At 72.2% G+C, this 26,102-nt stretch carries 27 protein-coding genes; 20 read left to right on the top strand and 7 right to left on the bottom strand.

What is annotated here, in order from left to right; all coding sequences use genetic code 11:
* The first annotated feature begins 4 nt into the window (after positions 1-4).
* From LH044_RS11455 to LH044_RS11405, 11 genes are all read left to right on the top strand, one after another.
* Positions 5-1,210 carry a JmjC domain-containing protein gene (locus LH044_RS11455; RefSeq protein ID WP_227755720.1) on the top strand — a complete coding sequence of 402 codons (1,206 nt, stop codon included), beginning with the start codon at positions 5-7 and terminating at the stop codon, positions 1,208-1,210.
* A complete protein-coding gene (locus LH044_RS11450; protein WP_227755719.1) occupies positions 1,207-1,854 on the top strand; it encodes a hypothetical protein in 648 nt (215 codons plus the stop codon). Before LH044_RS11455 ends, LH044_RS11450 begins: the two co-directional genes overlap by 4 nt.
* Positions 1,851-3,008, top strand: coding sequence for a hypothetical protein (locus LH044_RS11445; protein WP_227755718.1), 1,158 nt, complete (start codon positions 1,851-1,853; stop codon positions 3,006-3,008). Before LH044_RS11450 ends, LH044_RS11445 begins: the two co-directional genes overlap by 4 nt.
* The gene (locus LH044_RS11440) at positions 3,005-3,616 is read left to right on the top strand and encodes a 2OG-Fe(II) oxygenase (RefSeq protein WP_227755717.1); all 612 of its coding nucleotides are present in this window, start codon (positions 3,005-3,007) and stop codon (positions 3,614-3,616) included. Before LH044_RS11445 ends, LH044_RS11440 begins: the two co-directional genes overlap by 4 nt.
* 12 nt (positions 3,617-3,628) lie before the next feature.
* Positions 3,629-4,141 carry a hypothetical protein gene (locus LH044_RS11435; protein WP_227755716.1) on the top strand — a complete coding sequence of 171 codons (513 nt, stop codon included), beginning with the start codon at positions 3,629-3,631 and terminating at the stop codon, positions 4,139-4,141.
* A gap of 10 nt (positions 4,142-4,151) precedes the next feature.
* A complete protein-coding gene (locus LH044_RS11430) occupies positions 4,152-5,855 on the top strand; it encodes a serine/threonine-protein kinase (protein WP_227755715.1) in 1,704 nt (567 codons plus the stop codon).
* The gene (locus LH044_RS11425; protein ID WP_227755714.1) at positions 5,852-6,706 is read left to right on the top strand and encodes a hypothetical protein; all 855 of its coding nucleotides are present in this window, start codon (positions 5,852-5,854) and stop codon (positions 6,704-6,706) included. The genes LH044_RS11430 and LH044_RS11425 overlap by 4 nt, the downstream gene beginning before the upstream one ends.
* 97 nt (positions 6,707-6,803) lie before the next feature.
* Positions 6,804-7,655, top strand: a complete 852-nt coding sequence (locus LH044_RS11420; protein WP_227755713.1) for a phytanoyl-CoA dioxygenase family protein — start codon at positions 6,804-6,806, stop codon at positions 7,653-7,655.
* Positions 7,652-8,662, top strand: coding sequence for a Rieske 2Fe-2S domain-containing protein (locus LH044_RS11415; RefSeq protein WP_227755712.1), 1,011 nt, complete (start codon positions 7,652-7,654; stop codon positions 8,660-8,662). The genes LH044_RS11420 and LH044_RS11415 overlap by 4 nt, the downstream gene beginning before the upstream one ends.
* Positions 8,655-9,911: a redoxin domain-containing protein gene (locus tag LH044_RS11410; RefSeq protein ID WP_227755711.1), complete on the top strand. Its 1,257-nt coding sequence runs from the start codon at positions 8,655-8,657 to the stop codon at positions 9,909-9,911. The genes LH044_RS11415 and LH044_RS11410 overlap by 8 nt, the downstream gene beginning before the upstream one ends.
* A complete protein-coding gene (locus LH044_RS11405) occupies positions 9,908-10,987 on the top strand; it encodes a PqqD family protein (RefSeq protein WP_227755710.1) in 1,080 nt (359 codons plus the stop codon). Before LH044_RS11410 ends, LH044_RS11405 begins: the two co-directional genes overlap by 4 nt.
* On the opposite strand, the gene LH044_RS11400 is transcribed toward LH044_RS11405, so the two are convergent.
* Positions 10,988-12,070 carry a hypothetical protein gene (locus LH044_RS11400; RefSeq protein ID WP_227755709.1) on the bottom strand — a complete coding sequence of 361 codons (1,083 nt, stop codon included), beginning with the start codon at positions 12,068-12,070 and terminating at the stop codon, positions 10,988-10,990.
* A gap of 6 nt (positions 12,071-12,076) precedes the next feature.
* Positions 12,077-13,192: a hypothetical protein gene (locus LH044_RS11395; RefSeq protein ID WP_227755708.1), complete on the bottom strand. Its 1,116-nt coding sequence runs from the start codon at positions 13,190-13,192 to the stop codon at positions 12,077-12,079.
* 59 nt (positions 13,193-13,251) lie between these two features.
* Between LH044_RS11395 and LH044_RS11390 the strand changes: the two genes are divergently transcribed.
* The 8 genes from LH044_RS11390 (at position 13,252) to LH044_RS11355 (ending at position 19,095) form a co-directional block, all read left to right on the top strand.
* Positions 13,252-13,884, top strand: a complete 633-nt coding sequence (locus LH044_RS11390; RefSeq protein WP_227755707.1) for a hypothetical protein — start codon at positions 13,252-13,254, stop codon at positions 13,882-13,884.
* Positions 13,885-15,156: a JmjC domain-containing protein gene (locus LH044_RS11385; RefSeq protein ID WP_227755706.1), complete on the top strand. Its 1,272-nt coding sequence runs from the start codon at positions 13,885-13,887 to the stop codon at positions 15,154-15,156.
* Positions 15,156-15,761, top strand: a complete 606-nt coding sequence (locus LH044_RS11380; protein WP_227755705.1) for a phytanoyl-CoA dioxygenase family protein — start codon at positions 15,156-15,158, stop codon at positions 15,759-15,761. The genes LH044_RS11385 and LH044_RS11380 overlap by 1 nt, the downstream gene beginning before the upstream one ends.
* Before the next feature lie 178 nt (positions 15,762-15,939).
* Complete coding sequence (locus tag LH044_RS11375) at positions 15,940-16,341, top strand: 2OG-Fe(II) oxygenase (RefSeq protein WP_227755704.1); 402 nt, start codon at positions 15,940-15,942, stop codon at positions 16,339-16,341.
* Positions 16,342-16,384: 43 nt separating this feature from the next.
* Complete coding sequence (locus tag LH044_RS11370) at positions 16,385-16,855, top strand: hypothetical protein (RefSeq protein ID WP_227755703.1); 471 nt, start codon at positions 16,385-16,387, stop codon at positions 16,853-16,855.
* An 8-nt stretch (positions 16,856-16,863) separates the two neighbouring features.
* Positions 16,864-17,499: a hypothetical protein gene (locus LH044_RS11365; RefSeq protein WP_227755702.1), complete on the top strand. Its 636-nt coding sequence runs from the start codon at positions 16,864-16,866 to the stop codon at positions 17,497-17,499.
* Positions 17,500-17,551: 52 nt separating this feature from the next.
* Positions 17,552-18,148, top strand: a complete 597-nt coding sequence (locus tag LH044_RS11360) for a hypothetical protein (protein WP_227755701.1) — start codon at positions 17,552-17,554, stop codon at positions 18,146-18,148.
* The gene (locus tag LH044_RS11355) at positions 18,145-19,095 is read left to right on the top strand and encodes a sulfotransferase family protein (protein WP_227755700.1); all 951 of its coding nucleotides are present in this window, start codon (positions 18,145-18,147) and stop codon (positions 19,093-19,095) included. Before LH044_RS11360 ends, LH044_RS11355 begins: the two co-directional genes overlap by 4 nt.
* A gap of 8 nt (positions 19,096-19,103) precedes the next feature.
* Here LH044_RS11355 and LH044_RS11350 read toward each other — a convergent pair whose 3' ends face one another.
* The 4 genes from LH044_RS11350 to LH044_RS11335 are packed head-to-tail and all read right to left on the bottom strand — an operon-like array spanning position 19,104 to position 23,053.
* Positions 19,104-19,682 (bottom strand): arsenate reductase/protein-tyrosine-phosphatase family protein, encoded by a 579-nt coding sequence (locus tag LH044_RS11350; RefSeq protein WP_227755699.1) that lies wholly within the window; start codon positions 19,680-19,682, stop codon positions 19,104-19,106.
* Positions 19,679-20,884 (bottom strand): glycosyltransferase family 4 protein, encoded by a 1,206-nt coding sequence (locus LH044_RS11345; protein ID WP_227755698.1) that lies wholly within the window; start codon positions 20,882-20,884, stop codon positions 19,679-19,681. Before LH044_RS11345 ends, LH044_RS11350 begins: the two co-directional genes overlap by 4 nt.
* Before the next feature lie 10 nt (positions 20,885-20,894).
* Positions 20,895-21,788 carry a polysaccharide deacetylase family protein gene (locus LH044_RS11340; protein WP_227755697.1) on the bottom strand — a complete coding sequence of 298 codons (894 nt, stop codon included), beginning with the start codon at positions 21,786-21,788 and terminating at the stop codon, positions 20,895-20,897.
* On the bottom strand, positions 21,785-23,053 hold the full coding sequence (locus tag LH044_RS11335) for a nucleotide sugar dehydrogenase (protein WP_227755696.1): 1,269 nt from the start codon (positions 23,051-23,053) through the stop codon (positions 21,785-21,787). Before LH044_RS11335 ends, LH044_RS11340 begins: the two co-directional genes overlap by 4 nt.
* A gap of 249 nt (positions 23,054-23,302) precedes the next feature.
* On the opposite strand from LH044_RS11335, the gene LH044_RS11330 reads away from it, so the two are divergent.
* Positions 23,303-25,087, top strand: a complete 1,785-nt coding sequence (locus tag LH044_RS11330) for a polysaccharide biosynthesis protein (protein ID WP_227755695.1) — start codon at positions 23,303-23,305, stop codon at positions 25,085-25,087.
* A gap of 16 nt (positions 25,088-25,103) precedes the next feature.
* Here the strand turns inward: LH044_RS11330 and LH044_RS11325 are convergent, their stop codons facing one another.
* Positions 25,104-26,060, bottom strand: a complete 957-nt coding sequence (locus LH044_RS11325; protein ID WP_227755694.1) for an NAD-dependent epimerase/dehydratase family protein — start codon at positions 26,058-26,060, stop codon at positions 25,104-25,106.
* Between the last annotated feature and the right edge of the window lie 42 nt (positions 26,061-26,102).

Raw genomic sequence — 26,102 nt, 5'->3', positions numbered from 1 at the left:
GCCTGTGGCGGAAATCGAGCGCTGCTCGCTCTCCGGTGACGCCTCTCCAGCGACCGATCTGATCCGCGACGCCGCAGCGCGCCAGCGGTCCGGCGCCATCCAGCGCCTCCGGGAGCGGTTCCCGGGCTGGGACCCCGAGTCCTCCACCCTCAACCTCGGGCTGGCGACACCCACGCTGGCGTCCACCTCGCTCGATGACGGCGTCCTCGATGGGGTCAGTTCGGCCATCGACCGATACCTCGCGACCGGCGACCTCGGCGAGCGGCGGGCAACGCTCGTGTCGAGTCGCGAGAACCGAGCCCACCCCATCCCGCCGTCGATCGGCACCGAACGGAGCACGCCGAACGCAGGGCTCAACGTCGACCCGTTCCTCGGCGCCGAGGAGCTCCTCGCCGGCAACACGCTCAACCTCAACGACGCGCAGGCCCATCTCGGGGGACGGGTCCAGGACCTGTGCGACGACCTCGCGCTGGCCTTCGTCGCCCACGTCCAGATGAACGTGTACGTGAGCTGGGGTGAGGCGCCGGGCTTCGGCGCGCACTGGGACGACCACGACGTGATCGTCGTGCCTGTCGCCGGCGCCAAGTACTGGACGGTGGACGAGCCGCCGGCCCTCGCGCCCATCAAGGACGTGATCCCCGCCGGTGGCACCGGGAAGTCGGTCTGGAGCGGTGTCCTGTCCCGAGGGGACGCGCTGATGATCCCCCGTGGTTGGCCCCACCACGTGGCCGGCCTCGGCGAGGAGGTGTCGGTCCACCTGACCGCGAGCATCCGGCGTCCGACCGCACTCGACCTGCTCGTGCACCTGCCGTCCGAGCGGTTCGAGCGGGAGTTCGAGCTCGACGACGCAGACCTGGAGCACTGCCTCGGGTCTTGGGCGTCGATCCTCACGACGGAGCCCCGTGTCGGGCCGATCGCGGCGACCACCGCCCGGCTGGCGGGATTCGCCGGTCACCGCATGCGGGCGGTGATGCCGGGCGGAGCGGTCTTCCTCGACGAGCGCGCCGACGCGGAGGCGCTCGAGATGGCCACGAACAACCGGACCGTCCGCATCCCGCGGTCGTCGGCGCCCGCCTTGGCCGAGCTCCTCGACGGGTGGCGCACGGTCGAGGAGATCTCGGCCGCCACCGGCAGTCCACGCGACGACGTCGTGGACCTCGTGGAGCGTCTCGGTAGCGTCGGCATCGTGCAGTTGGAGTCCCCGGCATGAGCAGGACCGACGCGGACGGCGCGCTGACCGCGGGTGACCAGACCTCGGCCGGTGCCGCCTACGAGGCCGCCGGCCACGCCGTGGTGCGGGGTCTCGTGGACCCGGCGCTGGTGGACCACCTGGTTGCGTACGCCGACGTGCTGCGGGGGCGAGGTTCTTTCGAGATCGACGACCAGGTGCCGGGCTCCCTGCGGACCTACGGCGCCGCAGGGTTCGACGCGCTGTTGCCCACGCTGGCGACGCGCCTGTCGGACCGCGTCGGTCGCACGCTCCTGCCCACGTACTCGTTCGCGAGGATCTACGCCCGCGGACAGGAGCTGTTCCCGCACCGCGATCGCGTCGAGTGCGAGCACTCGGTCACGTTGCACCTCGCTGGCGCCGACGACGCCCCCTGGCCGATCTGGCTGCGGGACGGCGACGCAGATCCGGTCGGGATCGACCTAGCGCCGGGTGATGGCCTCCTCTACCGCGGCGATCGTGTCCTGCACTGGCGGGATCCGCTCGACGCCGAGTGGTACCTCCAGGTCTTCCTGCACTTCGTCGACGCCGACGGTCCGTACGCCGACCGCGCCTACGACGGCCGGGCGGGGCTGGGCACCTCGTCGTCGCTGCACACGGGTGCAGAGCAGCTCGGGCGACCATGACCGGCATCCCCGCGATCGAACAGGTGGAGATCGGTCGGACGGCGTCATTCGCTCGCCCACCCGGTGCGGCTGGCCTCGACGAGCTCGCCGATGCGGCGGAACGCGCGCTCGACGTCACGCGGAAGATCGAACCGATGGTGCACGAGGGCGCTGCGGGACCGGTCGATGTCACGATGCTGGCGGCCGCCTACGACCTCGGCCTGGGTCTCGTCGCATCCCGGTCGTCCCGGGTGGAGCTGTTGGCGACGGGAGCGAACGGTGAGCACATCCGCGAGCCCGCCGAACAGCTGCAGCCCGGGTTCACGCTAGACCGCAACGACGGGTTCCTGGTCCGGGATGCCGCGACCGTGTCGCCCGCCATCAACCTGCTCGCCGGCCGGATGGCGGTCGCCGCCTCGGCGCGGGTCGCCGCATGGCTGGTGTTCGGATCGATCCCGTTCCAGCTCGGCAATCCGGCGGTCGAGCGGCTGCTCGTGATCCCGATGAACGGCGGCATCGTGCTGCGCCCTCGCGGGGCGCCGCCGATCGAGCTCGAGGCAGGGAACGCGGCGAGCGTCGACGGCTGGCCGAGGATTCACTCGCAGCCGGCGGTCTGCACGTTGTTCGTCGGGGTGGAGTCGTTCTCGGGCGAGGTGTTGCGCTCGGCGTTGATTGAACGTGCGGCGCACCACCCGCTCCTGCGCCTCGACGCACCGGTGACGATCGGTGCTCCGGTCGAGGTGTACGGCGTCAACGGCCTCGTCGACTACGCCGACCTCGTCGCGGAGGCGGTGCGCCGCGTGCAGTCCGACACGTCGATCGACGAGCTGGCGTGGTGGTGGACGCTCGCAGCCTCGCTCCCCGCTGTCGGCACCTCGGGGGCCCACCTCGAGCGCATCCGGGGCCGGTTCCCCGGCGGCGTCGGCATCGCCGGCGACACCGACGACGGCCGGCTCCTCCTGCGGACCGGTGGCGCCACCGTCGCCGTGCACGGGGACCTCCTCCCGTGGCTCACCGAGCTCGTCGCCGGCGAGGTCGTGGGGTGCCCCGAGTTCGTCCATCGCGCCTCGGCCGACGTCCTGCTGCGGATGGGCGTCGTGGAGCCCGTGTTCGGGACGCCCCGCGCCGTGGTCCCTCCGGTCGGAGTCGGAGCGACAAGCGGGGAGGGCGCATGAGCACTCTCGGACAGCGGCCCTACCGATTCCAGGTCGGGCCCCTCGCGACTGACACGTACCGAGAGACGGTCCAGTCGCCGTTGTTCGATCCCGACGAGTGCCGGCGGATCGTGGCGACGTTGCGCGACGACGGCTGGAAGGTCGCCGAGGTCACGAAGGAGCGCGGCTACGGCTCCAAAACCGACGCAGCGATCCGGTCCGCGTCGACCCAGATGCTGCCGGAGCTCGACGGGTGGGTGGTCCGACGGCTCGTCGACGAGCTCGCTCGCATCAACGACGAGACCTTCCGGTTCGATCTCTGGGGCATGCCCATCTCGGACGCGCCGTCGGTCATCCGGTACCGGGCGAACGAGGGCGGACACTTCTCCCCGCACATCGACGCCGGCCCCGGCATGGCGACGCGCAAGCTCACCTACGTGGTGCAGCTGAGTGATCCGGAGGACTACACCGGCGGAGACCTGGTCGTGATCGACGGAGGACATCCGGCGAGCAAGGAGCAGGGCGTCCTCACCGTCTTCCCGTCGGTGCTCAGCCACGTCGTGTCACCCGTGATCGTCGGCGAGCGGTACGCGCTCGTCGGATGGGTGCACGGCCCCACTCCGTCCTGACGGGAGCTGCGGATGTTCAACAACAGAGCGATCGACTTCCCGCCGCTGGGGAACCCGTGGATCCTGGGGCTGGCCTCCGCGGAACTCCTCCGACCGGATCAGGTCGACGACCTCGTGGCGCTGCTCGGCGACGGCGATCGGTTCGAGGAGGCACTCCCCGACACCGTGCTCCAATGGTGCCACTCCGTGTCGCAGGCGAACTCCCAGTTCTTCCGCTTCCGGATCGAGGGCGTCCTACAGCCCGACGAGCCGCGGGTAGTGCAGTGGGAAGCGGGGGGATCGAGCACCGATCTCGACCTCGGCATAACCGCCGAGTCCTCGACGCGGAAGCTGGTGTCGATCCTCGTCCTCGCCGTCGAAGGGGAGGGCGTCGAGTTCCAGGTCGAGCGCACGGGTCGCAGCGTCCCGGCGGCGCACGGGAGCTTCGTCACCTTCCCCGCCTACTCGTCGGTGCGCTGCCTCGGCACGGGCGACGTCCGCGTCACGGCGCTCGCTGCCCACGCCGTCGGCCCCGCGTTCACCTGACGGGCCCGTCGTGTCATCTGCGAGCGCGCCCGGCCCCGCCACCGTCGCGACGGACGTGCTCGACGCCGGGACCGCGCTCGTGTTGTGGTCGGGCCCGACGCCGCAGCTGGTCCTTAACGCGACCGGTAATGCCGTCCTAGCCGAGCTGCGCGCCGGCGCGAGCGCGGATGAGCTGGTGGCGGACCTCCAGGCGCTCGGGCTCGGTCGCGCCGGCGGGCTGGACGGAGCCATCGGAGGGCTCCTGCAGCTGATCGCTGCCGCGTCGCCGGGCCTGGCCCCAGCCGTCGGGGACCTGCCGGTGGACACAGAGGCGTCCGAGGAGTGGTTCCTCGCCGCTCCGGCGGGACCCCCCCGGGCCGAGCGCCCCGTCGCACCGCGGACGGCCCCGGTCGAGCTGACGACCGCGAGCGATGGGCTCACCGTCGCCACCCTCGGGCCCACGTCCCCGGCGGCGGGGTCGCCGTCGGGCCGCGGGTCGGTCGACGCCTTCGTCGCGATCACCTCCGATGAGACCGCCGCACTCGTGAGCGGTGGGGGCATCGTCCTGCTGGTCGGCACCGGACCCGGCGCCGTGGGTGCTGCAGTGGACGACGTCGGTCTCGCCATCGAGGGCGAGCGGTCCCGAGCGCCCGTGGGCCGGCTGGCCGTGCGCGACGGGCGGACGGTGCTGACGGCCCGGCCGGTCGACGGGCCACCCGAGCGTCGGGCGCGGCTCCGGCCCGACGGGATGGCGGTCACCGCCGACGGCGACGCGGTCCCCGTCGACGAGATCGAGATCGCGGCCGGCGCAACGGACCTCCGCCTCGTCCGGGATGGAGGGACCGGCGAACCCGGCTGGCTCCAGGCGCGGCCGGTCGGTCGGCGGCGCCCGTCCGGTCCCGCTCGGATCCCGATCGAGGCGGCGCGCGACTTCGCGGGCTCGGCCGCGCCTCTCCTGTCGGGCGCTGCCTGTTCGTGGTCGGTGAAGGTGGGACCCGGTCACCTGCTCAGCGAGCGGCTGCTGTGGGCGGTTCCGGCGACGCTGCTCGCCGACGACCGCGGCTGGTCCGACCTGCTCGACGCGATCGCCGCGCCGGAGGCGGTGCGCGCCCTTGATCCCTCCGGTGCTCACGAGGTGCTGGTCGGCTTCGAACGCGGAGCGGATGAACCTGCTGCTCACAAGGTGTACCTAGTGCTCCCCACGTCGGAGCAGGTCCGCGCCCTCGACGATCTCGTCCGTCCGGTTCCCGCCGGCGCCGCGGCCCGCGTCTTCGACAGCGTGAAGTGGCGACCGGCGGAGCCGGGCCCCGCCTGGCGGGCCGTGTACGAGGAGGCGCCGCCCGGTCGGGATGCCGTCGACCTCATCGGTGACGCCTTCGGTGGCGCCGCGTGGCGCTGGGCCCACGCGGCGCTCCAGCTGGCTGACGTCGGGCCCGAGCGCCCACCCGGTGCTCGGCCCACGATGCACGCCCAGAACCTCCTCGTCACCGCTGACGACAAGGGCCGCCGGTCCTTCGACGCCCGAGCGCGCTGGGTGGCGGACCCCGTCGAGCTGCTCCCCGCGGTCCGATGGTTGGCACGGGAGGCGCAGCTGTCCGTGGCGGACGAGGACGCGCTCGCAGCCTTCGCCTCGTCCCGGGTCGAGCGTGTCATCGGCGGCGTGGCCGGCGATGGTTCGCCCTTCGTCACGCTGTACAGGGCGTCCGCTCCGCTGCCGCAGGGAGCGCTCGCGTGAGCGATCGACTGGACCTGCCGTGGCAGTCGGGCGATCGACCGCTCAACCTCACGCTTGAGCCGTATGACGCGCCCGCGGGTCCGGTCGAAGGAGCGCTCCGGTCCGCATCGGTCCTGCGTCGATCCACCGAGTGGACCGCGAAGCCGGCGCGCGCCGAGGCGGCGTTCGCGGTGCTGCAGGATCGGCTGGGTCCCGACCGGTTGGTGTGGGCGGTCGGGCTGCGTGACGACCGCCCCGCCTGGGAGCTGTATGTCTACAACGGAGCGGCGGCGTCGCCGATCTCGCCCTCCGAGCTGCGCCGAGCGTGGGGCGGCGCGGTCACGTGGACCCCGGGCCTGGTCCAGACCGTGGAGTCGCTCGGTGGCGTCGATCCGTGGTCCGTCGACCTCGACCCGGCGACCCTCGAGGGGTCCTCGTCGGTCGTGGCGTTCAACGGCTACGTGAACGCGGGAGCAGAAGCGGCGTTGTCCTACCGGATCACGACCGACGGCCCGCGGCTGACGAACCTCTACCGTCGCTTCCCGTCGTCGGAGCGCAAGGCGATCGTTCGGGCAGCCTCGCGCACGCTGCACCTCGCCGGCATCGATCGGGTCGCGCACCTGGAGCCGGCCGACCACCTCGAGGTGCACCTCGCCCAGAAGCCGGACTGCGATGGCGTGTACTGGGTCGGCGTCCCCACCGTGCAGGCGGTGGAGGTGTGCCTCGCCGCCGACCCGTCGGGTCGCGTTGCTGACCTGCTCGGACCGGACCTGGACCGACTGGGCCACCTGCGGTTCGATGTCGGCATCGACGTGGAACGGAACGGCAGCGAACTGCGCATCCGGAAGGTGGCGATCTATGGCGTCCTCTGACGCGCGGCGCGGCGGGACGACGGACGCCGGCGCGACCTGGACGGCGGCTCCGGCGTGGGATCACCTCCCGGGTGCGGCACCGGTCCTATCCGACCCGGTGCTCAACGCCCTGCTCGTGCGCGACGGCTGGGTGAAGCTCCCGGGCGCGCACCTGCCCGAGACGTCGCGGGACGAGCTGCGAGCGTTCTTCGCCGCCGAGTTCACCGGTGATCGAACGGGCTTCCACAACGACTTCTTCCTCCCCGACCCGGAGTTCCGGTTCCGCGCTACAGAGGTGATGGCCGGGCTCACCTACGATCTGTCGCAACGGTGGTTCGCAGGCTTCACCCCGTTCCTCTACACGTATCTCACGAAGTTCGCGTCCGAGCAGAGCTCGTTGTTCGAGCACCGGGACTGGATGTACGTGGACGAGCTGCCGGGAGAGCGCTCCTACATCCTCTATGTCGCCGTGGACGACGCCGACGATCGCAACGGCATGCTCCACCTGGTGCCGAGGAGCCACCTGCTCGACGGCCCCCCGTGCGGAACGCGACTCATCTGGCCCTGGCTCGGCCATCCCGACGTGCTGCACCGCCACGCGGTGCCGGTGCCACTGAAGGCGGGCGAGGCCGCCATCTGGGACAACCGCCTGATCCACATGTCGTTCGAGAACACGACTCCGGTCGATCGCATCGCGATCGGGCTGTGGTGCCACCGCACGGGTCGAGGGCTCGCTCACTTCGTCGGCAGCGACGGCGGCAGGGTGGCGCGTCACGTCGTGGACGAGTGGTTCTTCATGAGCCAGACACCGCCGCAGCTCGCGCTGCGGGACCCGGTCGGGCCAGTGGCCGAGCGGTTCGTCGTCGAGCCCGGCGATGCCACCGAGGAGACCCTGCTGCGCGTCCTGCGGGGCGAGGACGTGACGGGCGCCGTCGAGCCGTGGCGGTTCCGCACCGTGGAGGGTGCATGACGGGGACCGTCGCCGGTGCCCCCGCTCCGGCGTCCGGCCCCGGGGAAGAGGGCTCCGGCCCGTCTTGGACTGACCTCCGCGGATGGTTCCAGGTCGGCTGGGTCGATCAGCTGGGCGACGAAGCGATGCCGATCTCCGCGCTCGGCCTCGAGCTGGTGGCGTGGCTCGACGCGTCCCGGTCCCCGGTGGTGGCCGACGCCAGGTGTCCTCACATGGGTGCCCACCTCGGCCATGGCTCGTCGCTGGTCGACGGTTGCGTGCGCTGCCCTCTGCACGGCTGGACGTGGGCGGGCGACGGTCGCAACCGATCGATTCCTGGGACCGACGACACGACGGCGAGACGGCTCGGAGTGCGCCACAGCACGACCTATCGGGGTGCGCTCCTCGTCTGGCTCGACCCTGCGGGGTCGGCGCCGGACCACGACCCGGAGGTGGAGCTCGGCACGGGTGACGGCACCGCGGAGGTGGTCGTCGGAGGTCATCCGGACACGACGGCCGTCTGGCGCTCGACGACCATCCACCCGCAGGTGGCGATCGAGGACCGGGTCGATGTCGATCACTTCGCCGGTCCGCACGCCACCGCCCGTCCCGAGCTGGTCGAACTGGACCTGCGGGCGGCCTCGTTCACATCGGAGGTCCGTCACGGGGCGGGCACGGAGCCCGGGTCGCGCATCAGCTCGACCGTGGTCGGGGTCGGGCTCAGCCACCTCACGGTCCAGTTCGGCGACCAGGTCGCCGAGATCCTGCTCGCCGTCACACCGGTCGCGGACGGGCGGAGCGATGTGTTCCACACCGTGTGGTGCCGCGGTGCCGATGCGGCGATGGCGGAACGGGCGATCCAGGCGGTGGTCCCGCTGATGCGCACGGAGCTCGAGCACGACATGGTCATCTGGGAGCACCTGGTGCACGTGCCCGAGGTGTCGTCGGAGCACTTCGCGAGCGCCGGGGCGATCCGGCAGGTGCGGGCGTGGTCCCGACGCTGGTACGGAGACCCGGAGCGTGTCTGACGCGCGTACGCCGCCGTACCTCGTGCCCACTCTCCAGGGCGGCACGCTCCCGCCCTCGTTCCACCTGGGCTACTGGCCTCCCGGATCCGAACGGTCCTCCGACGCCGAGGCCGCGGCGGCGACCGACGAGCTGGTGTTCGACCTCGCCGACGTCCACCACGGGCACGCGGTGGTGGACGTCGGCTGCGGCGTCGGCGGCACCCTCGCCCGGTTGACGGCGCGGCATCGCGACCTCCGAGTGATCGGTGTCAACGTCGACGAGGCTCAGGTCCGGCGTTGTCCCGACCTCGGCCCGCCCGCGACGATCGCCTCGTCGTGGGTCGTGGCCGACGCCGCGGCCCTCCCGCTCGCACGCGGCTCCGTCGACCGCGTGCTGTGTGTGGAGGCGGCGCCGCATTTCCGGTCCCGCGCGGCCTTCCACCGCGAGGCGGCGCGTGTGCTCCGACCGGGCGGCGTGGTCGCCGGTACGGACCTGTTCGTGCTGCCGTCGCACCGGGAGGACGACGACCGTGCCGTCGAGTCGATCCTGCAGGCGGGGACGGGGAGCTGGCCCCACGTCTTCGAAGACCCCGAGGAGGCCCGCGCCGGCGTCGTCGACGCCGGGCTCGAGGTCCTCGGCTGGGTGGACATCTCCGACGGTGTCGGCGCCAACTTCACGGCCGCCGGCGTGCTCGAGGGCGCCGTCGGGGCGATGGTCGCCTGCCTCGGCCGGCTGCACCGCGAGGGTCGTCTGCGCGTGATCGCCTGGTCGTCGCGACTGGCGGTGACCCCCGACCGCGCCGGTACCATCGACGCGATGTTGAAGGCAGGGGCACCGGCACCGGACTTCCGGCTGACCGACGAGAACGGGAACGAGGTGGCGAGCGCGGACCTCGCCGGCGGGTGGTACCTCCTCTACTGGTACCCCAAGGCCGACACGCCGGGCTGCACCGCCCAGGCCGAGGGCCTCCGCGACCAGATCGATGCCTTCATCGAGCACGGTTGCACGGTGCTGGGCGCGTCGTTCGACGATCCAGCGGACAACCGGGCGTTCCGCGAAAAGTACCAGATCCCGTTCCGTTTGCTCAGCGACCCGGATCGGACGGCGGGAGTGGCGTTCGGGGCCGCAGACGGCCCGTCGAGCTCGCACGCACGGCGTGTCGCGCACCTCGTCGGACCGGACGGTGTGGTCGCCCGTGCCTACGACGTGACCGACCCAGGCTTCTTCGCCGACGCCGTCCTCGACGATCTCGACGACCTCACCGGATGACGACCGCCGTGCCCGAGACCGGGCCGCGTCGTCGCGACGACGCGGTCGAGGTTCCGCTCGGCGACGACCTGCTGATCGGGTCCGACCTCACCGGACGAAGCCGTGTGCTCGATCCCGTAGCCGCGATCCTGTGGTCGTCGCTCGACGGCACGGTGAGCGTCGACGAGCTCGCTGCCGACGTCGCCGACGCACTCGGAGGTGACGTCGGTGCCCGCCGGGCCCAGGTGGACGAATTCCTCGGCTCGCTGCGTGAGGCCGGGCTGCTGGCGGGCCCCCAGCCGGACGGCGTCGTGCCCCGACGCGTCCACCCTCCGCTGGATCCCACCTCCTGCGTGGGTCAGCGGCTCGGCCTGGCGCGTTCGACCGTGCGCCAGGTCCAGGGGCCGACCACGTCCTTCCGCTTCGGCGCCAATGACCACCACCTCGTCGACGCGCTCGCGGCCGCAGTACCCACGGCGGAGCCCGACGATCACGACCTCGACGGGTACGTGGCCCGGCTGTCGAGCGGTCGGGTGGCGCGCGTGCAGCAGCTGTTCGACGACATGGGCAACACCCTGCACGCCGGTCGGGACGCCGCCGCCTGCGCCGAGGCCCTGGCCCGGACCGTCGGTGGTCGTCTCGCACTGGAGGGCGGCGGCGCCTGGTACGAGGGGCCGTCGCTGGTGACCGGTGCGGGCATCACGCTGGTGCATCCCGCGATCGGCCACGAAGTGGTGGGTGCTTTCCGCAGCGAGCTCGAGGAGCGCGGCGTGCGCAGCACGCCGAGCGGCCTGGTCCGGCTGGTCGACGATCGTCACGTCGAGCTGCCCGACGACGCGCGCCGCCCCGGCTCGGCGGAGGTGGTCGACCTGGTCGGTGTGGTCGTGCCCGGCGACGGCTCGGCGCGCGCAGCGGAGCGAGGCTGCCTGCACCTCGCTCGCCGCTGGGACGGCGACGGTGTGGGAGCCTTCGTGGAGCTGGCCAGGTCCGCGGAGGTCACGGTGGTGGACAGGGGCATCACGGGTGGCGAGTTGATCGATCTCCTCGTGCGGGTGGCCCATGGTTCCACCCCGGGCCTGGGAGCCGCCGCCCTCTAGTCAGACCGGCTCCACGCGGTCGATCGACCGGATCACCTCGGATGCCCCGGCCCAGGCGCCGGCGTCATCGGCCATCGCCGCCGACCACCGCTCCGCCGCCACGCCTTCCAGCTCCAGGACCGCTGGTGACCCTTCGGACTCCACCCATGCCAGCACCCGGTCACCGTCGACGAGCGACCAGACTCCTTCGAGCGAGTTGCTGCGCATCGCGGCGAGGACCTCCGCCGATGGGCTGGCCGTGAACGAGGGCGCGTCGAGCTCGGCGACCGAGAGCAGGGTCCGCGGGGCGGCCACGTAGACGTCCGCCGTCCGGACCAAGTGATGCAGGAGCTCGATGGTTCGGTGGCCGCATCGCCGGGCGTCCATCGAGTGGCCGACGATCCGGCGGGTCACCTCGGTCCGCGTCGTCGGCGGGGTGGCAACCGCAGCCTCGTCGAGCACCACGACCTGCAACGGTCCTTCGGCCGACGGCACGCTCCTCGGATCCTCCGACGGGTCGGGATCGACGATCGTCCGCCCGGCGGTCTCGACCGAGTCGAACGTCCCGGTGGTGCCCAACTGTCGTCGCACCTCGTCGCGGGACGATCGGATGTGGAGCGGCCGCCGAAGGGGTCGGATCGTCACGCCGCTGCCGCCGTCACAGTCGTCGCTGAGCGTGATGCGTTCATCCGTGCACCACCTCGCGCCCGCCGCGGTCGCCGACAGCGTCAGCGTGCTCTTCCCACTGCCCTTCGGTCCGATCACGATCCACCGTTGCCGATCGAGCACGAAGTGCGCGGCATGGAGGCGCAGGTGCCGAGGGTCGGCGTAATCGAGGGACGACGCGCTGACCCAGCCGTCGACGTGGGCGAGGACGTCGGGCCACCGGGCGAAGTGGAGTTCGGGGGACCCGGGCGGTCCGCTCACGACCGATGCCTCCCCATGACCACCCCGCACGCGCAGCACCGCCGCTGGGGGGTCCTCGGTGCTGTCGTAGCCGCCGAGGACGACGTGGAGGTGGTCGGCGATCGCCTCTGGGGCCGATGGGTCGATCTCGACCCGAAGTGCGACCCCGTCGGCCCGGAACGTGCGCGAGGCCGGCATCGGGTCTCAGGGGGCCACGGGCTCGGCGAGGCCGGCGGCGAGCGTGGCTCCTGCCAGTTCGGTGAACCGCGGATCGCCGGTCGCACAGGTCGCTCCCGAAACGAACTCGGGCAGCGCCTCCAGTACCGGGAGCGAGAGCGAGAACGTGTTGCGGCCGGCCGAGACCTCGGCCTGGACGCCATCGATGCCGATGATGCCGACGCCGCCCGGGAACCGTCCGCGAACGAGCGGGGGGAGCGTGAGGTGCCGCGACAGCGGGACCGGCTCCAGCTCGGTGGCCAGACGCCACCACCACTCGAGCTCCGCGTCCGTCACGTCGTCGAGGACCGTGCGGAGTCCGAGGCGGGTGTGCTCGACGAGATCCGTGGGTCCCGGTTCGCCGTACGGGATCGCGGGGTCGTCGAAGGAGGTGGGGGCGTCGATCCGCAGGAGCGGGTGGCACGCTGCGCGTGCCAGGACGAGCTGGCGTCGTTCTACGGCATCGAAGCGGAGCATGTTCAGCACGACGGTCCGTGAGGAGGGTCCGGCGTGGATCCTGCTGGGGGCGGGGACCCTCGACCAGACCCCGACCTGGAGCTCGATCGGGTCCTGGCCCGTGGGCTCCACGATCGTGCCCTCGTCGAACGAGAGCACCAGCTGTTCGCTCGCACGCGGCGAGGCGCTCGGGTCGGGCACGGAGCCGAGCACCACCGTGGCGGTCACCCGGACGCCGTCCCCGACGCATTCCGCGGCCACGAGCCGGTTCACCACGTCGAGCACGCGCTCCGGACGGTGCAGGACCACGCCGCCGCCACGCTGCAGGACCTCGATGACCGACTCCGGTCGGGCGGCGGCCAGGTCGTGGAGCATCGTCCGGCCATCGGCCATCCGTTCCACGATCGTGCCGTCCTTGCCCTCCGACAGGCGCGTCTCGATGAACACATCGAGCTGTCCGCCGTCCAGGCCGGCGGCGCCGCCCGATTCGGACGCGCCCGGACGGCGCTGCTGGGCCGCAGCGATCCCGCGGTCCACCGCTGCCGCCAACTCGGTCAGGTTCGACGAGCTCGGTGGGAGCGGGAAGGTGAACGGAGTGGTCGCACCCAGCCGCCTGGCCCACAGGGGCCCCTTGTCCGCCTCGGACACATCCGTTACCGTACCAGGGAACTCTGAACGCCGATCAGAGATCTTGGGGGCCGAGGAACGTGAACGACGACACCGTGCATTCCGCTGGCGACGAGCCGGAGGTCGACGAGCCGGGCGGCCTCGACCGCCGGTCCATGCTGGCGAAGACGGGTGCCGCTGCGGCGGTCGCCGCCGCAGCGTGGACGGCACCCTCGATCTCGGGTCTCAGCGTCGTGCCGGACTACGCCGCCGCCGGCACCTCGACGAACACGACCATCACCTTCGACGTCAACGTCGAGGGCCCGGGCAACGCGGGGGGAACCAACGCCTTCAACGCGGTGTCGAACCCGGCCTGGACCATCAACAGCGGGGGTCCGTCGAACAACGCGCCGATCCAGTACACCGCGCCGCTCGGCGCGGCCGGCAACGCCGTGTTCCTGCTCCCCCAGGGGGAACCAGCGGACGGCAACCCAGTCGACGGCACGGTGACGTTCATCGTCGATCCGCCCTACAACCGGGCGCGCGTCACCGGGGGAACGTTCGGGCCGGTCACGCCCGCCTTCTTCGGCAACCTGCCGGGCGGGAACCTCGCCATCGGTGCGAACGTGTCCCCGAACAACACCTCGCCGATCGTCGTCCCGTGGAGCCTGCCGGATCAGCCCGGCAACGCGGTGCGCGTCAACGACATCAACGTCACGATCACCACGACGTAGGTGCAGCAGTCCGTCGACCCTGTCGCGGCGGCTCGGGGCGTTGCGATCACCGGCGATCTCGGTGCGCGGGGGACCGTTCTCTCGCTGACGCCGAGCGGCGGTGACGCGGAGGAGCAGGCGCTGTACGAGGCCGCCGAGCGATCACGCACCGCGGCGGTCGCCGCGCTCGCCTCGATGGTGCCGGGATGGGACGTCGATGAGGCGACCACGTCGCTCGGCGGCGCCCGGGCCAGCGCGTTCGACGTCGGGGCGACGGAACTGCCGTTCGCCGATGTCGCGGGAGCGGTCGACGCGTACCTCGCGGGCGGAGACCTGCGTTCCTGGCGCGCCTCGCTCGTCGACCCGGCCGATGGCCTGCCGGTCCAGCTCCCCCAGCAGTTCAAGGCGCGCGACACCGCGCCGGACCCGGTCGGCCGGGCGAACCCCTTCGCCGTCGCGGATGCCGTCCGGTCCGGCCGCACGCTGGTGCTCAACCAGTCCGAGACCCAGGTTGGCTCGGACTGGGCGCTCCTGGTCGACGTGATCGCGACCGCCTTCCGCGCGCCCACGCAGATCAACACGTATGTCAGCGCCGGGCTCGCCCAGGGCTTCGGCTCCCACTGGGATGATCACGACGTGCTGATCGTCCAGGCCCACGGCCGTAAGTACTGGGAGGTGTCGTTCCCTGGCGCGCTCGCCCCCATCCGCCAGGTCGTCGTCGACGATGCGTCCGGCGAGGTGGCGTGGTCGGGCATCCTCGAACCCGGCTGGGCCGTCTACATCCCCCGTGGCTGGCCGCACCGGGTCAACGGCTTCGTCGACGAGTCCTCGGTGCACCTGACCTACAGCATCCGGCGTGCGAACCTGATCGACGTGCTCGGTTCCGTGCCTCCGGAGCGGCTCACCGCCGAGATCGAACGTTCCGACCTCGAGCACGGGTTGGGGTACTTCCGTTCGCAGATCACGCCCTTCCCCCGGACCGGTCCCATCACCACCCTCGACGCCGTGACGGACGGGCTCCGGGGTGCGACGCTCCGCGTCCGGCTCCCCGGAGGGATGGTCTTCGTCCGGACGTCGGAGCTGCGGGGCGATGTCATCCACATCGCGGGCAACATGCAGTCGATGGCCATCCACCGCAATGTCGTTCCGGCCCTCTGCGCGCTCCTCGACGGCGCGTCGCACATCGACGAGCTCGCGGAACGGTGCTCGCTGGCACCCGACGAGCTCCGCGCCGCGATCGTGCAGCTCGGCGAGGCGGGACTCGTCGAGATCGGCCGAGTCGGATCCCGCTGATGGGGGTCTCGACCACGGCCGCCTACCCGCAGGACGGGTACGTCGTGCTGCCGCGCCTGCTGCCCGACGCGACCGTACGACTTCTGTACGAGCAGTTCGGCCTGCTCGGCGAGACCGGCTCGCTGTCGATCGACAGCCAGGTGCCGGGTTCCTACAAGGTGTACGGCTCGCCCGTCTTCGACGCACTCCTCCCGATGCTGGTCCCGGTCGTGAGCGAGGTCGTCGGCCGTGAGGTCGTGCCGACCTACACGTTCACCCGCCTGTACCGCCGCGGCCAGGAGCTGGTCGCCCATCGGGACCGACCGGCCTGCGAGCACAGCATGTCATTGCACATCGCGTCGTCGGGTCCGTCGGAGTGGCCGCTGTGGTTCCGGAAGGACGCCGAAGCGTCCCGCTCGGTGGTGCTCGAACCGGGTGACGCCGTCGTCTACCGCGGTAACGACGTCCTGCACTGGCGGCGGCCGCTCGAGGACGACTGGTACCTGCAGTGCTTCCTCCACTTCGTCGACGCAGAGGGTCCATACCGGGACGAGCGGTTCGACCGACGGCCGGGCCTCGGGCTTCCGCAGGACCAGAGGGCAGCGGTCGGTGCCGTTCAGGATTGAACTCGGACCGCCGCCGAACCGGTCGTACTCCGACGTGCGGAGCCGCCCGGTCTTCTCCGACGAGGACTGCGAGCGGACGCTCGCCGTCTTGGATGACGACCGCTGGACACCGGCCGCGCTCGTCGACCATCGAGAGCCGGGGTCCGGGTACCAGAACGAGCGTGTCCGCTCGGCTGCGGTGCAGACGCTTCCCTTCGATGATTCCTGGCCGCTGCGGAAGCTGTCGCTCGGGATCGCCGAGTTGAACGCCGAGGGTCCGAGGGTGGACGTCGAGTCGTTCGAGGTGGCGGACCTGCCGTCCGTGGTGCGTTACGAGGGTGGGTCGAACGACCACTTCCGCGCCCACCAGGACGTGGGTCCGTCGCAGTCGACGCGCAAGCTGACGTTCGTGCTCCAGCTCAGCGACCCTTCGGACTACCGAGGGGGAGCGCTCGTGTTCCCGGAGGTCGGTCACAGCGCGGAGATGACCCGGGGGGAGCTCGTCGTCTTCCCGTCGTACCTGCGGCACGTCGTCACGCCCGTGCTGACCGGTACCCGCCTCGCTCTGATCGGATGGGTGCATGGTCCAGCGTTCCGGTGACGAGATGACGTCGGTGGGTTCCGTCCTCGGACCCTTTCCGCCGATGCCCAACCCGTCGGTGCACACGGTCGTGTCCGCGGCCCGTTGCTTCACTGCCGAGGAGGTCGCAGAGCTCGGTCGAGCGGCGGCGGACGGCGAGGATCGGCTCGACCCGGCGCTGGACGGCAAGCTCCTCGGAACGATCCAGCAGCTGATCATCGAGGCGAACACGCAGTGCTTCCACTTCGACCTCCGCTATGCGGTCGAGGTGGGGGAACCCGCCAGGCTGGTGCTCGACGAGGGCGCCTCGTCGCGTGACGCCGGACTCGGCATGGACTCGCAGCATTCGACCCGGAAGCTCACCGGGCTCGTGGGGCTCGGGACGTCCACGGCCCGCCTCGTGCTGCCGGCTGCGGACAAGGTCGTGGAGGTGTTCCCCGGGAGCTGCCACCTGTGGCCCTCGTACGTCGACGTGGTGTTCCCCGACGGCATCCACGGCCTGTCGTTCCACGCTTTCGGGCCGGCGTTCCGATGAGCGGCCCGGTGGCGCAGTCGCATCCGGAAGGGCCCGACGCCGGGCGGCTCCGACGCCACGACGTGTTCCCCGTCCCGGTGTGGACGATCGACTGCGCCCACCTCGCAGAGGTGCTCCCCGAGCTGGTCGACGGCGTCGACCGGAGCCTCGCGGCCCACACCGTGCCCGATGTGATCGGGAGCATGACCCGCAACGACCTGCAGTCCCTCGAGGGAGCAGGCTGGGACCTCTACCGGTCGACGGTGGAGGGCGTGTGCGATGCGATTGCCCAGGGCTTCAGCCCGCCCTGGGTGGAGCGTCGCTCGTTCACGTGGGGGATCCGCTACGACTCCTCCGACGAGTTCGAGGACGAGGAACACGCGCTCCACTCGCACGCCCGCGCGACGCTGACCAGCGCGATGTTCATCTCCGTGCCGACGGTCGGCGGTGGCGACGACTCGAGCGCCGGCGCCCTGGTCCTGCGCAACCCGCAGAACCACCTGCTGCGACGGTACGGGATGGACACCTATGTCCACGTGCCGCCGGTCCCGCTCTCCATGGTCGTGTTCCCAGGGTTTCTCGAGCACTTCCCCCAGCGACCCACCATCCCGGGCGCCTTCGACGTCCCTCGGACGCTCCTCGTCACCGATGTCCACTACTACTGAGTGCCGGGAGGCCGGGCGACGCACGGTCCGCGTCGGGGACCGTGCGTGCGAGGTGGTCGAACGGACGCCCTGGGCCGTGCCGGTGTGGCGGATCGACCTGGACGGGCTCGCCGCCGATGTGCCGGAGCTGATCGCCGACATCCAGCGACGAGCGGGCGAGTACACGGTGCCCGACGTCCCCGGGCGGCAGACCCGCGACGACCTCCAGGACTCCGATCGCATCGAGTGGCAGCGCTTCCACGCAGAGCTCCTGGGAGCGACCGACCGGATCGTCGCTGCGACGTCCCGCGACCTCACCGACGGGCGCCGGTTCTGCAGGTCCAGGGGGGTCCTGTTCGAGTCCGTCGCCGACTTCCGACCCGGAAGGTGGTGGGTCCACACGCACCAGCCTGCGACGTTCTCCACCGTGGTGACGCTCCAGACGCCGACGGGCGTCGGGTCAGCTGAGGAGGGTGGCACGGTGCTGCGGAACCCGTGGGCCTCGCTGGCCCGGGCGTCGGCGGGCACGAGCACCTGGGAGTCGGGCGCGGTCGTCCCCGGCGGGATCATCTTTCCCGGCCCGATCGAGCACTGGCCGAGGATCCCCGCAGAGCTGGTCGACTTCGACGTCCCTCGTGTGCTCGTCGTGACCGACGTCGTCTACTGGTGAGCTCCGGCGCCCGCCAACCGAACGACCTGCCGGTCGGCTTCGATGCGGACTTCGCGCACGTCTGCGTGGCCGACGGGACGACCGCCGACCTCGAGCTGCCGTTCTTCTCCGACACCGTCCGTGCGCTCGCCCGGACGGCCCCGCACGCCCGGTTGGAACCGATCGGCGAGCTCGGAGCGGTCGGCGGCCCGGGCCAGCCGTTGCTTCTGGTGTTCCACGTCGGACGATCCGGCTCGACGCTTCTCGCTCGTGCGATCGAGGCGCTCTCGCCCGTGGTCGTGCTCAGGGAACCGGAAGTGCTGACCGCCGCGCTCCGGGCCATGCGCGCCGACCTGCTCCCGGCCCCTGTGCTGCCGGATCTGGTCAGCTGGTTCGCTGGGTTCGCCGCGGACCGGGGCAAGGCGTTGGGGATCAAGTGGCCGAGCACGATGAGCGAGTTCGCCCCCGAGCTCCTGGATCTGTTCCCCGGAGCGTCGGCCCTCGGCATCGTGCGCGATCCGGTCGCCGTTCTCCGGTCCGCTGCGGTTGCGCCACCGACGACCGGCGTGCCGATCGCGGAGCTCGTCCCCACGCTTCCGCAGTGCGAACGACTCCTCCGGGACGCTGGTCACGAGTTCGATCTCGGCTCGTTCATCGTCGGGGTCTGGGCGGTGGCCGTGGACGCGTTCATCCGCCTCGCCGGTGATGGACGGCTCCGGATCGTCCGATACGAATCGATGATCCAGCAGTGGCCGGCCGTCGCACTCGACGTGGCGGGGTGGGTCGGCGATCGGCCGACCGACGCAGGCGACGTCGCCCGGATGCTGCACGAGGATCAGAAGGCGCTCGACCGGGCCAGGTCGGTGACGTCGACGGTCCCGGATCCCGGGTCGTGGGCGCACGCAGAGGCCGACCGGCTCGATGACCTCATACGTCCACGCGTCCAGCTCCTCGCCGAGATGACCTGACGACAACCTCACCGCGCCCCGCCGAACCAGGTGTCGAACACGCGGCGGAACAGCGAGTCGATCTCGTCGGCGGCGCGGCGGAAGTGGTCGAGGTCGCGGCCGATCGGGTCGGGCACGTCGAGGTCGTCGCGCGCCGCGAGCTCCAGGGGCGAGCGGGCGCCGGCGGTCTCGCGCACCCACCGGTGCACGGCGTCGACGTCCATCGGCCCGGTGCGGGCCTCAATGGCGAGCTCGCGCAGCGCCATCGTGGACACCTCGCTGCCGGGGAACATCGCGGCCAGGTCCTGGACGTGGTCGGCCTGCATCGTCACGACGAGGTCGGCGCTGCGGACGAGGCGCTCGTCGACGGTGCGGCTCAGGTGGCGGGAGAGGTCGAGACCCCGGGCTGCCGCCACCTCGACGCTGCCCGAGGCAGCCGGGCGACCGGCGCGGCGGAACCCGGCCGAGCTCACCCACCCGTCGATGCCACGCCGGTCGAGCAGCTCCCGGGCGATGACCTCGCCGAGGGGGGAGCGGGCCTGGTTCGCCGTGCACACGACGAGCACGTGGAAGGGTCGCGTCCCGAGGGGGTTGGCCGCCGCGCTCACGCCGCCGCCCCACCGGGCGGTCCGAGCCCCGCTGTTCCACGCGGCGGTTCGAGCCCCGCCGCGCCGAGCAGCCGCTCGTATGTCGAGAGGGTGGTGCGGATCACGGCCCGCTGGTCGAACCGGCGCCGGGCGAGCTCGGCCCCGGCGAGCCCGTACGCGCGCCGTCGCCCGCCGTCCACGACCAGTCCGGCGATCGCCGCGGCCAGGGCGGGTGCCGAGCGCACCGGGACGAGCTCGCCGGTCAGGCCGGGCTCGACGACCTGGCGGCACCCGCGGATGTCGGTGGCCACGACGGCGAGCCCCGAGGCGGCGGCCTCCATCGCCGATCGCGGGAAGCCCTCGCGGTGCGACGCCAGCACGTAGACGTCGAGCGCCCGGTACAGGCGCTCGACGTCGTCGCGCATGCCGAGGAACCGGACGCCGTCGGCCCGGGCCCGGTCGAGGAGCTCGGCGGGGACGGCGTCGGCCTTGTCGGCCTCCTGGGGCCCGACCACCACCAGCACGGCCTCGGGATGGCGGGCGACGACGTCGGACCAGGCGGCGAGCAGCTCGGCGTAGCCCTTCTCGAGCACGAGCCGGCCGACCGCCCCCACGACCACGGCGCGCTCGGGGATGCCCAGCTCCGCCCGCACCTCGGCGCGGACCGCGTCCGACCCGTCGTCGCGGCCGAAGCGCTCCAGGTCGACGCCGTTGCCGAGCAGCACCAGCTTCCGGGGTGGGACGTGGAGCACGTCGCGCAGCGTCGCGAGGTCCTCGGGGTTCTGCACCAGCTCCGCCTGCGAGCACGTCGACGCCGCACGCTCCAGGCCGTAGACCGCGGCGCGCCTCGGCAGGGCGTCGCCGGGCTGCGCGTACAGGCCGTGCACCGTGTTGAGCACCACCGGCACGCCGGCGGCCCGGGCGGCGAGCCGGCCGTACACCCCGGTCTTCGGGTTGTGGGTGTGCACGACGTCGGGCCGCAGCTCCCGGAACAGGTCGCGGAGCTCGGCGAGGGCGCGCGCGTCGCGGCCCAGCGCCATGGACCGGGTGGCGTGGCGGAGCGGCACGAACCGCACGCCGCGAGCCTCGATCCGCTCGACGAACGGGCCGGGCGCGCTCACCCCGATCACCTCGTAGCCGGCCTCCCGGAAGGCGGAGAGCTGCGGGCCGAGGAGCAGCTCGAGGCTGATGTCGGCGGTGGTCAGGTGGACGAGCCGGGTCACGGGCGCCGCCTCACGTGGTGCGGCCGCGGTGGCGGACGCGGTTCGCGGACCGGCGGAGGTCGTCCTCCAGCGCGAGCCCGCCGTCCACCTTGCGGCGGAACCAGCGCTCGCCGTCGGACCGCTGCACCGGCGACCGGTTCAGCCGGTGCGGGTCCTGGCCGGGTCGGTTGGCCCGGGTCCCCGCCAGCACGGCGGAGCGGAACCGTCGCCGCACCGCGGACTCGGCCACCGGCGAGCCGGCCACGGCCTTCGGGTAGGCGAAGTGCTCGGGCGCCGAGCCGAGGTGCTCGCCCAGCAGGTCGACCGATCGGTCGAGCTCCTCGTCGACGCGGCCCGGCGCCAGGCGGTCGAGGAGGACGTGGCCGTGGGTGTGGGACCCGACGGTCACGAGGTCGGACGAGTCCAGCTCGCGCAGCGCCGCCCACGTGATCGGCCGACCGCCGCCCGGCAGCTCCTCCCGCTCGTCGACGAACCGGGTCGCGACGTAGAAGGTGGCCGGGACCCGATGCCGCTCCAGTACCGGCAGCGCGTGCTCGACCCAGTCGGGCGTGCCGTCGTCGAAGGTCAGCACGACCGCCGAGCGGTCGGGTCCGGCCCCGTCGGTCGGGCCCGACAGCTCCGAGAGCGCCTCGTCGAGCGACAGGACGCGCCGGTTCGCGGCGAGCCAGGCCACCTGGCGGTCGAAGTCGCCCGGGTCGACGTCCATCTGCCCGGCCCCTCCGCCGTCGAGCAGGTGCAGGCCGACCCGGTGGTAGATGAGCACCGTCACCCCGGCCCGGTCGCGCCGCAGCAGGTCCGCAGCCGCGGCCGCGCCCTTGACCGCGGTCCGACCGGCGGGCACGAGCCGGGCGCGCAGCCCGCTCGCACCGGCGGCGCCGGTGCCCGTGCCCGCCGCGTCGCTCACAGGTAGTGGACCCGCGCGCCCTTGAGGACCCGCCGGGTGTCGAGCACCGGCGTGTCGGTGGCGGCGAGCGCGTCGCCGTCGAACGCGTCGTGGTCCACGAGGTAGACGGCGAGGTCGGCGGCGGCCACGTCGTCCGGCGTGCCCGCGACGCGCGCCACGCCCTCGGGGAACTGGTGGTCGGCCACGTGGGGGTCCGCGATCGAGACGTTCGCCCCGAGGGCGACCAGGCCCTCGACCACGCCGCGGGTCGGCGTCTCCCGGGCGTCGCCGGTGTTCGCCTTGTAGGCCAGGCCGAAGAGCACGACGTCGCTGCCCTTCACGCTCAGCGACAGGTCGTTGAGGAGGGCCTGGCAGCGGCGGACGACGTAGTCCGGCATGTGCTCGTTCACGTCGTTCGCGAGCTCGACGAACCGGAAGGCCTGGCCGAGCGACCGCTTCACCTGCCACGACAGGTAGCTCGGGTCGATGGGCAGGCAGTGTCCGCCGACGCCCGGACCGGGCGTGAAGCGCATGTAGCCGAACGGCTTGGTGGACGCCGCGTCGATCGCCTCCCAGACGTCGATGCCGAGGTCGTGCGCGAACACGGCGAGCTCGTTCACGAGCGCGATGTTGACGTGGCGGAACGTGTTCTCGAGCAGCTTCGTGAGCTCGGCCTCGCGGGTGCCGGAGACGGGGACGGTGCGGTCGACGACGCGGTCGAAGAACGCCTTCACCGCGTCGAGCGATGCCGCATCCACGCCAGAGACGACCTTGGGCGTGTTCTCGAGCCGCCACGTCTCGTTGCCGGGGTCGATGCGCTCGGGGGAGTAGCCGAGGTGGAAGTCCTCGCCGACCCGCAGGCCGGAGCCCGCCTCGAGGATCGGGCCGACCAGCTCCTCGGTGGTGCCCGGGTAGGTGGTCGACTCGAGGATCACGCACGATCCCGGGCTGATCCGCGGGGCGACGGTGGCGGCCGCCGACTCGATGTAGGACAGGTCCGGCACGCCGTCACCCATCGGGGTGGGCACCGAGACGACCGCGACGTCGAAGCCCTCGAGGTCGGTGGGGTCGAGCGAGGCCCGGTAGCGCCCGGCCGCCACGACGCCGGCCAGCCGCTCGTCGGAGATGTCCTCCACGTGGGACACGCCGGCGTCGAGCAGCTTGACCTTGCGGGCGTCGGTCTCGAAGCCGATCACGTCGTAGCCCGCCTCGGCGGCCCGGACGGCGAGCGGGAGACCCACGTAGCCCTGCCCGATGATCACCACTCGGCCCTGGATCCGTGCCATCTCCGTCGCCCCCGGACTGGCGGCCACCGCGGCCGCGTACGTGCTCCGCCCTCATCGGGCGACGTTCCAGTGTGAGCCCACCCGCACCGCGCGTCAACGGGAGCAGAACCACCTCTCGTACATCGACGGTGGGTGATCCGACAGGACCCTGGCGTAGGGGTTCTTCCGCCTTGTCATCGAAACCTGAAGGTGTTTCACTGATCCTCGCGTCGGGCGATGGGGCCAGCCGACGGGGTGAAGGGGCGGTCAGTGAACGAGTACACCGTGCGGCACCGGTTCGTGCTGCAGTGGGGGTTCGACGGGTTCGGCTGGATGGTCGGCCTCCTCGCGGCGACGTTCGTCCGCTACGAGCTCACCTGGTCCAAGGTCGACGTCGTCGGGGTGCTGTGGCTCGGCGTCGTCGCCACCCTGGCCCAGGCGTTGATCGGGCGCTCCCTCGGGCTCTACGTCCACCGCTGGCGCTACGGCACCTTCGACGAGGTGGCCTGCCTGGTGAAGGTCGTGGCCCTGGTGACCCCGCTGGTCGTGCTCGCCAACCTGCTCGGCGGGCGCCCGCTGCCGCTGAGCTCCACGCTGGTCGGCGGTTGCCTGGGGCTCACCGTCATGATGGGCGGTCGCTTCTGCTGGCGGGCGCAGCTCGAGCGCTGGAACCGCCGCCAGGACGACGGCCGGGAGCCGGTCCTCGTGTTCGGCGCCGGCGACGGCGGGCTCCAGATCGTCACCTCGATGCAGGGCTCGGGGCCGTTCCGGCCGGTCGCCGTGCTCGACGACAACGCCGATCTCGCCAACCTTCGGGTCCGGGGCGTGCCGGTCGTCGGCAGCCGCGAGGACATCGCGGCCGCCGCCGAGCGGACCGGTGCCACGGCCCTCGTGATCGCCATCCCGTCGGCGTCCGGCGACGTGGTGCGCGAGCTCGCCGAGGCGGGCGAGGCCGCCGGGTTGCGCACCCTGGTGCTGCCGGCCGTCGCCGAGCTGTTCGGCTCGCCGCTCGGCGTCGCCGACATCCGCCCGCTCACCGAGGCCGACCTCCTCGGACGGCGCGAGATCACCCTCGACATCGACGCCGTGGCCGGGTACGTCACCGGCCGGCGCGTCCTGATCACGGGGGCCGGCGGCTCGATCGGCTCGGAGCTGGCGCGGCAGGTCCACCGCTTCGCCCCCTCGTCGCTCGTGCTGCTCGACCGCGACGAGTCGGCGCTCCAGGCGGTGCAGATCTCGCTCGAGGGCCGGGGCCTGCTCGAGACCCGCGACATCGTGGTCGGCTGCATCCGGGACCACGAGCGGATGTCCGAGGTCTTCGAGGAGCACCGGCCCGAGGTCGTCTTCCACGCCGCGGCGCTGAAGCACCTCCCGCTGCTCGAGCTGCACCCCGAGGAGGGGTTCAAGACGAACGTGCTTGGCACCGCCAACCTCCTGCAGCTCTCGGGCGCGCACGGCGTCGACCACTTCGTGAACATCTCCACCGACAAGGCCGCCGAGCCGACGTCGGTGCTCGGTCGCACCAAGCGGCTCGCCGAGCAGCTGACCGCGGATGCCGGCCGGCGGTTCGACGGGACCTACATCAGCGTCCGGTTCGGGAACGTGCTCGGCAGCCGCGGCTCGGTGCTCCCGCTGTTCCGGGCCCAGATCGAGCGCGGCGGCCCGGTCACGGTCACGCACCCCGACGTCACCCGGTTCTTCATGACGATCCCCGAGGCGTGCGAGCTCGTCGTCCAGGCCGGGGCCATCGGCGGCGACGGCGAGGTGATGGTGCTCGACATGGGCGAGCAGGTCCGGATCGCGGACCTCGCGAAGCGGCTGATCGCCGAGTCGAACCGGCCGGTCGAGATCGTCTACACCGGCCTCCGCCCCGGCGAGAAGCTGAGCGAGGTGCTGTTCGCCGAGGGCGAGGTGCCCGTGCCCTCGGGCCACCCGATGATCAAGCGCGTGGCCGTCGACGCGGTGTCGCCCGCCGACGTGCTGGGCGTCGAGCCGGTGGAACCGCTGGTCGTCGACCTGCGCGCCTCCGACGACAGCGTCACCGACGTCGCCTGACGGCGCCGGGCGCCGGTCAGGACGACGAGCGCACCGGTTCGGTCGGCTGCGTGCGGAACCACTCGAGCGTGGCGGCGAGGCCGTCGCGCAGGGGGACCGGCGCCGCCGTGGGGAACAGCTCCCGGAGACGGCCGTTGTCGGCCTGGGAGTGCGGGACGTCGCCCGGCCGGGACGGCGAGTGCGCGACCTCCAGCCGATGGCCCAGGAGGTCCTCGAGGGTGGCGATGACGTCGAGCAGCGACGTGCGGGTGCCGAACGCCAGGTTGACCGGCACGTCGGAGGTGACCCGTCGGACCACCGCGTCGGTGAGCACCGAGCACACGGTCGCCACGTAGGTGAAGTCCCGGGACTGCGTCCCGTCGCCGTGCACGGGCAGCGGACGCCCCGCCAGGGCCGCCGACACGAACGCCGGCACCACGGCGGCGTAGTCGTGCCACGCCGGCTGCAGCGGGCCGAACACGTTGAAGAAGCGGAAGGCCAACGTGGGCATCCCGTACGTGTGCTGCCAGGCGATCGTGTACGACTCGGCCGCGAGCTTGGACCCGGCGTAGGGGCTCATCGGCCGGGCGACCATGTCCTCGACCTTGGGCAGGGTGGGGTTGGCGCCGTAGACCGACGAGGACGACGCCACCACCACCTGCACGTCGCCCGCCCGGCGGGCCGCCTCGAGGACCTGGAGCGTGCCCGTGGCGTTGGCGTGGTGCGACGCGAGCGGGTCCGCGACCGACCGGGGCACCGAGCCCCGTGCCGCCAGGTGGATCACCGCGTCGGCGTCGCCGATCACCTCGTCCAGCGCGTCCGGGTCGAGGATCGAACCCTCGCGCAGCCGGACGTCGACGCCGTCGAGGTTCGTCCGGAACCCGGTGGAGAGGTCGTCGATGACGCTCACGCGCTCGATCTCGGGTCGGGCGAGGAGGTGGGTGCAGAGGTTGGCGCCGATGAACCCCGCGCCACCGGTGACCACGATGTGCATGCCTGCCGGACCCTCTGCCTCGCTCGCCCCTGGTACCGCCGT

The organism is Dermatobacter hominis (genome assembly GCF_020715685.1).
In the GTDB taxonomy this organism is placed as follows: Bacteria; Actinomycetota; Acidimicrobiia; order Acidimicrobiales; family Microtrichaceae; genus Dermatobacter; species Dermatobacter hominis.
The sequence above is the reverse complement of the archived record's forward strand: the minus strand, read 5'-3'. Positions and strand labels throughout refer to the sequence as shown.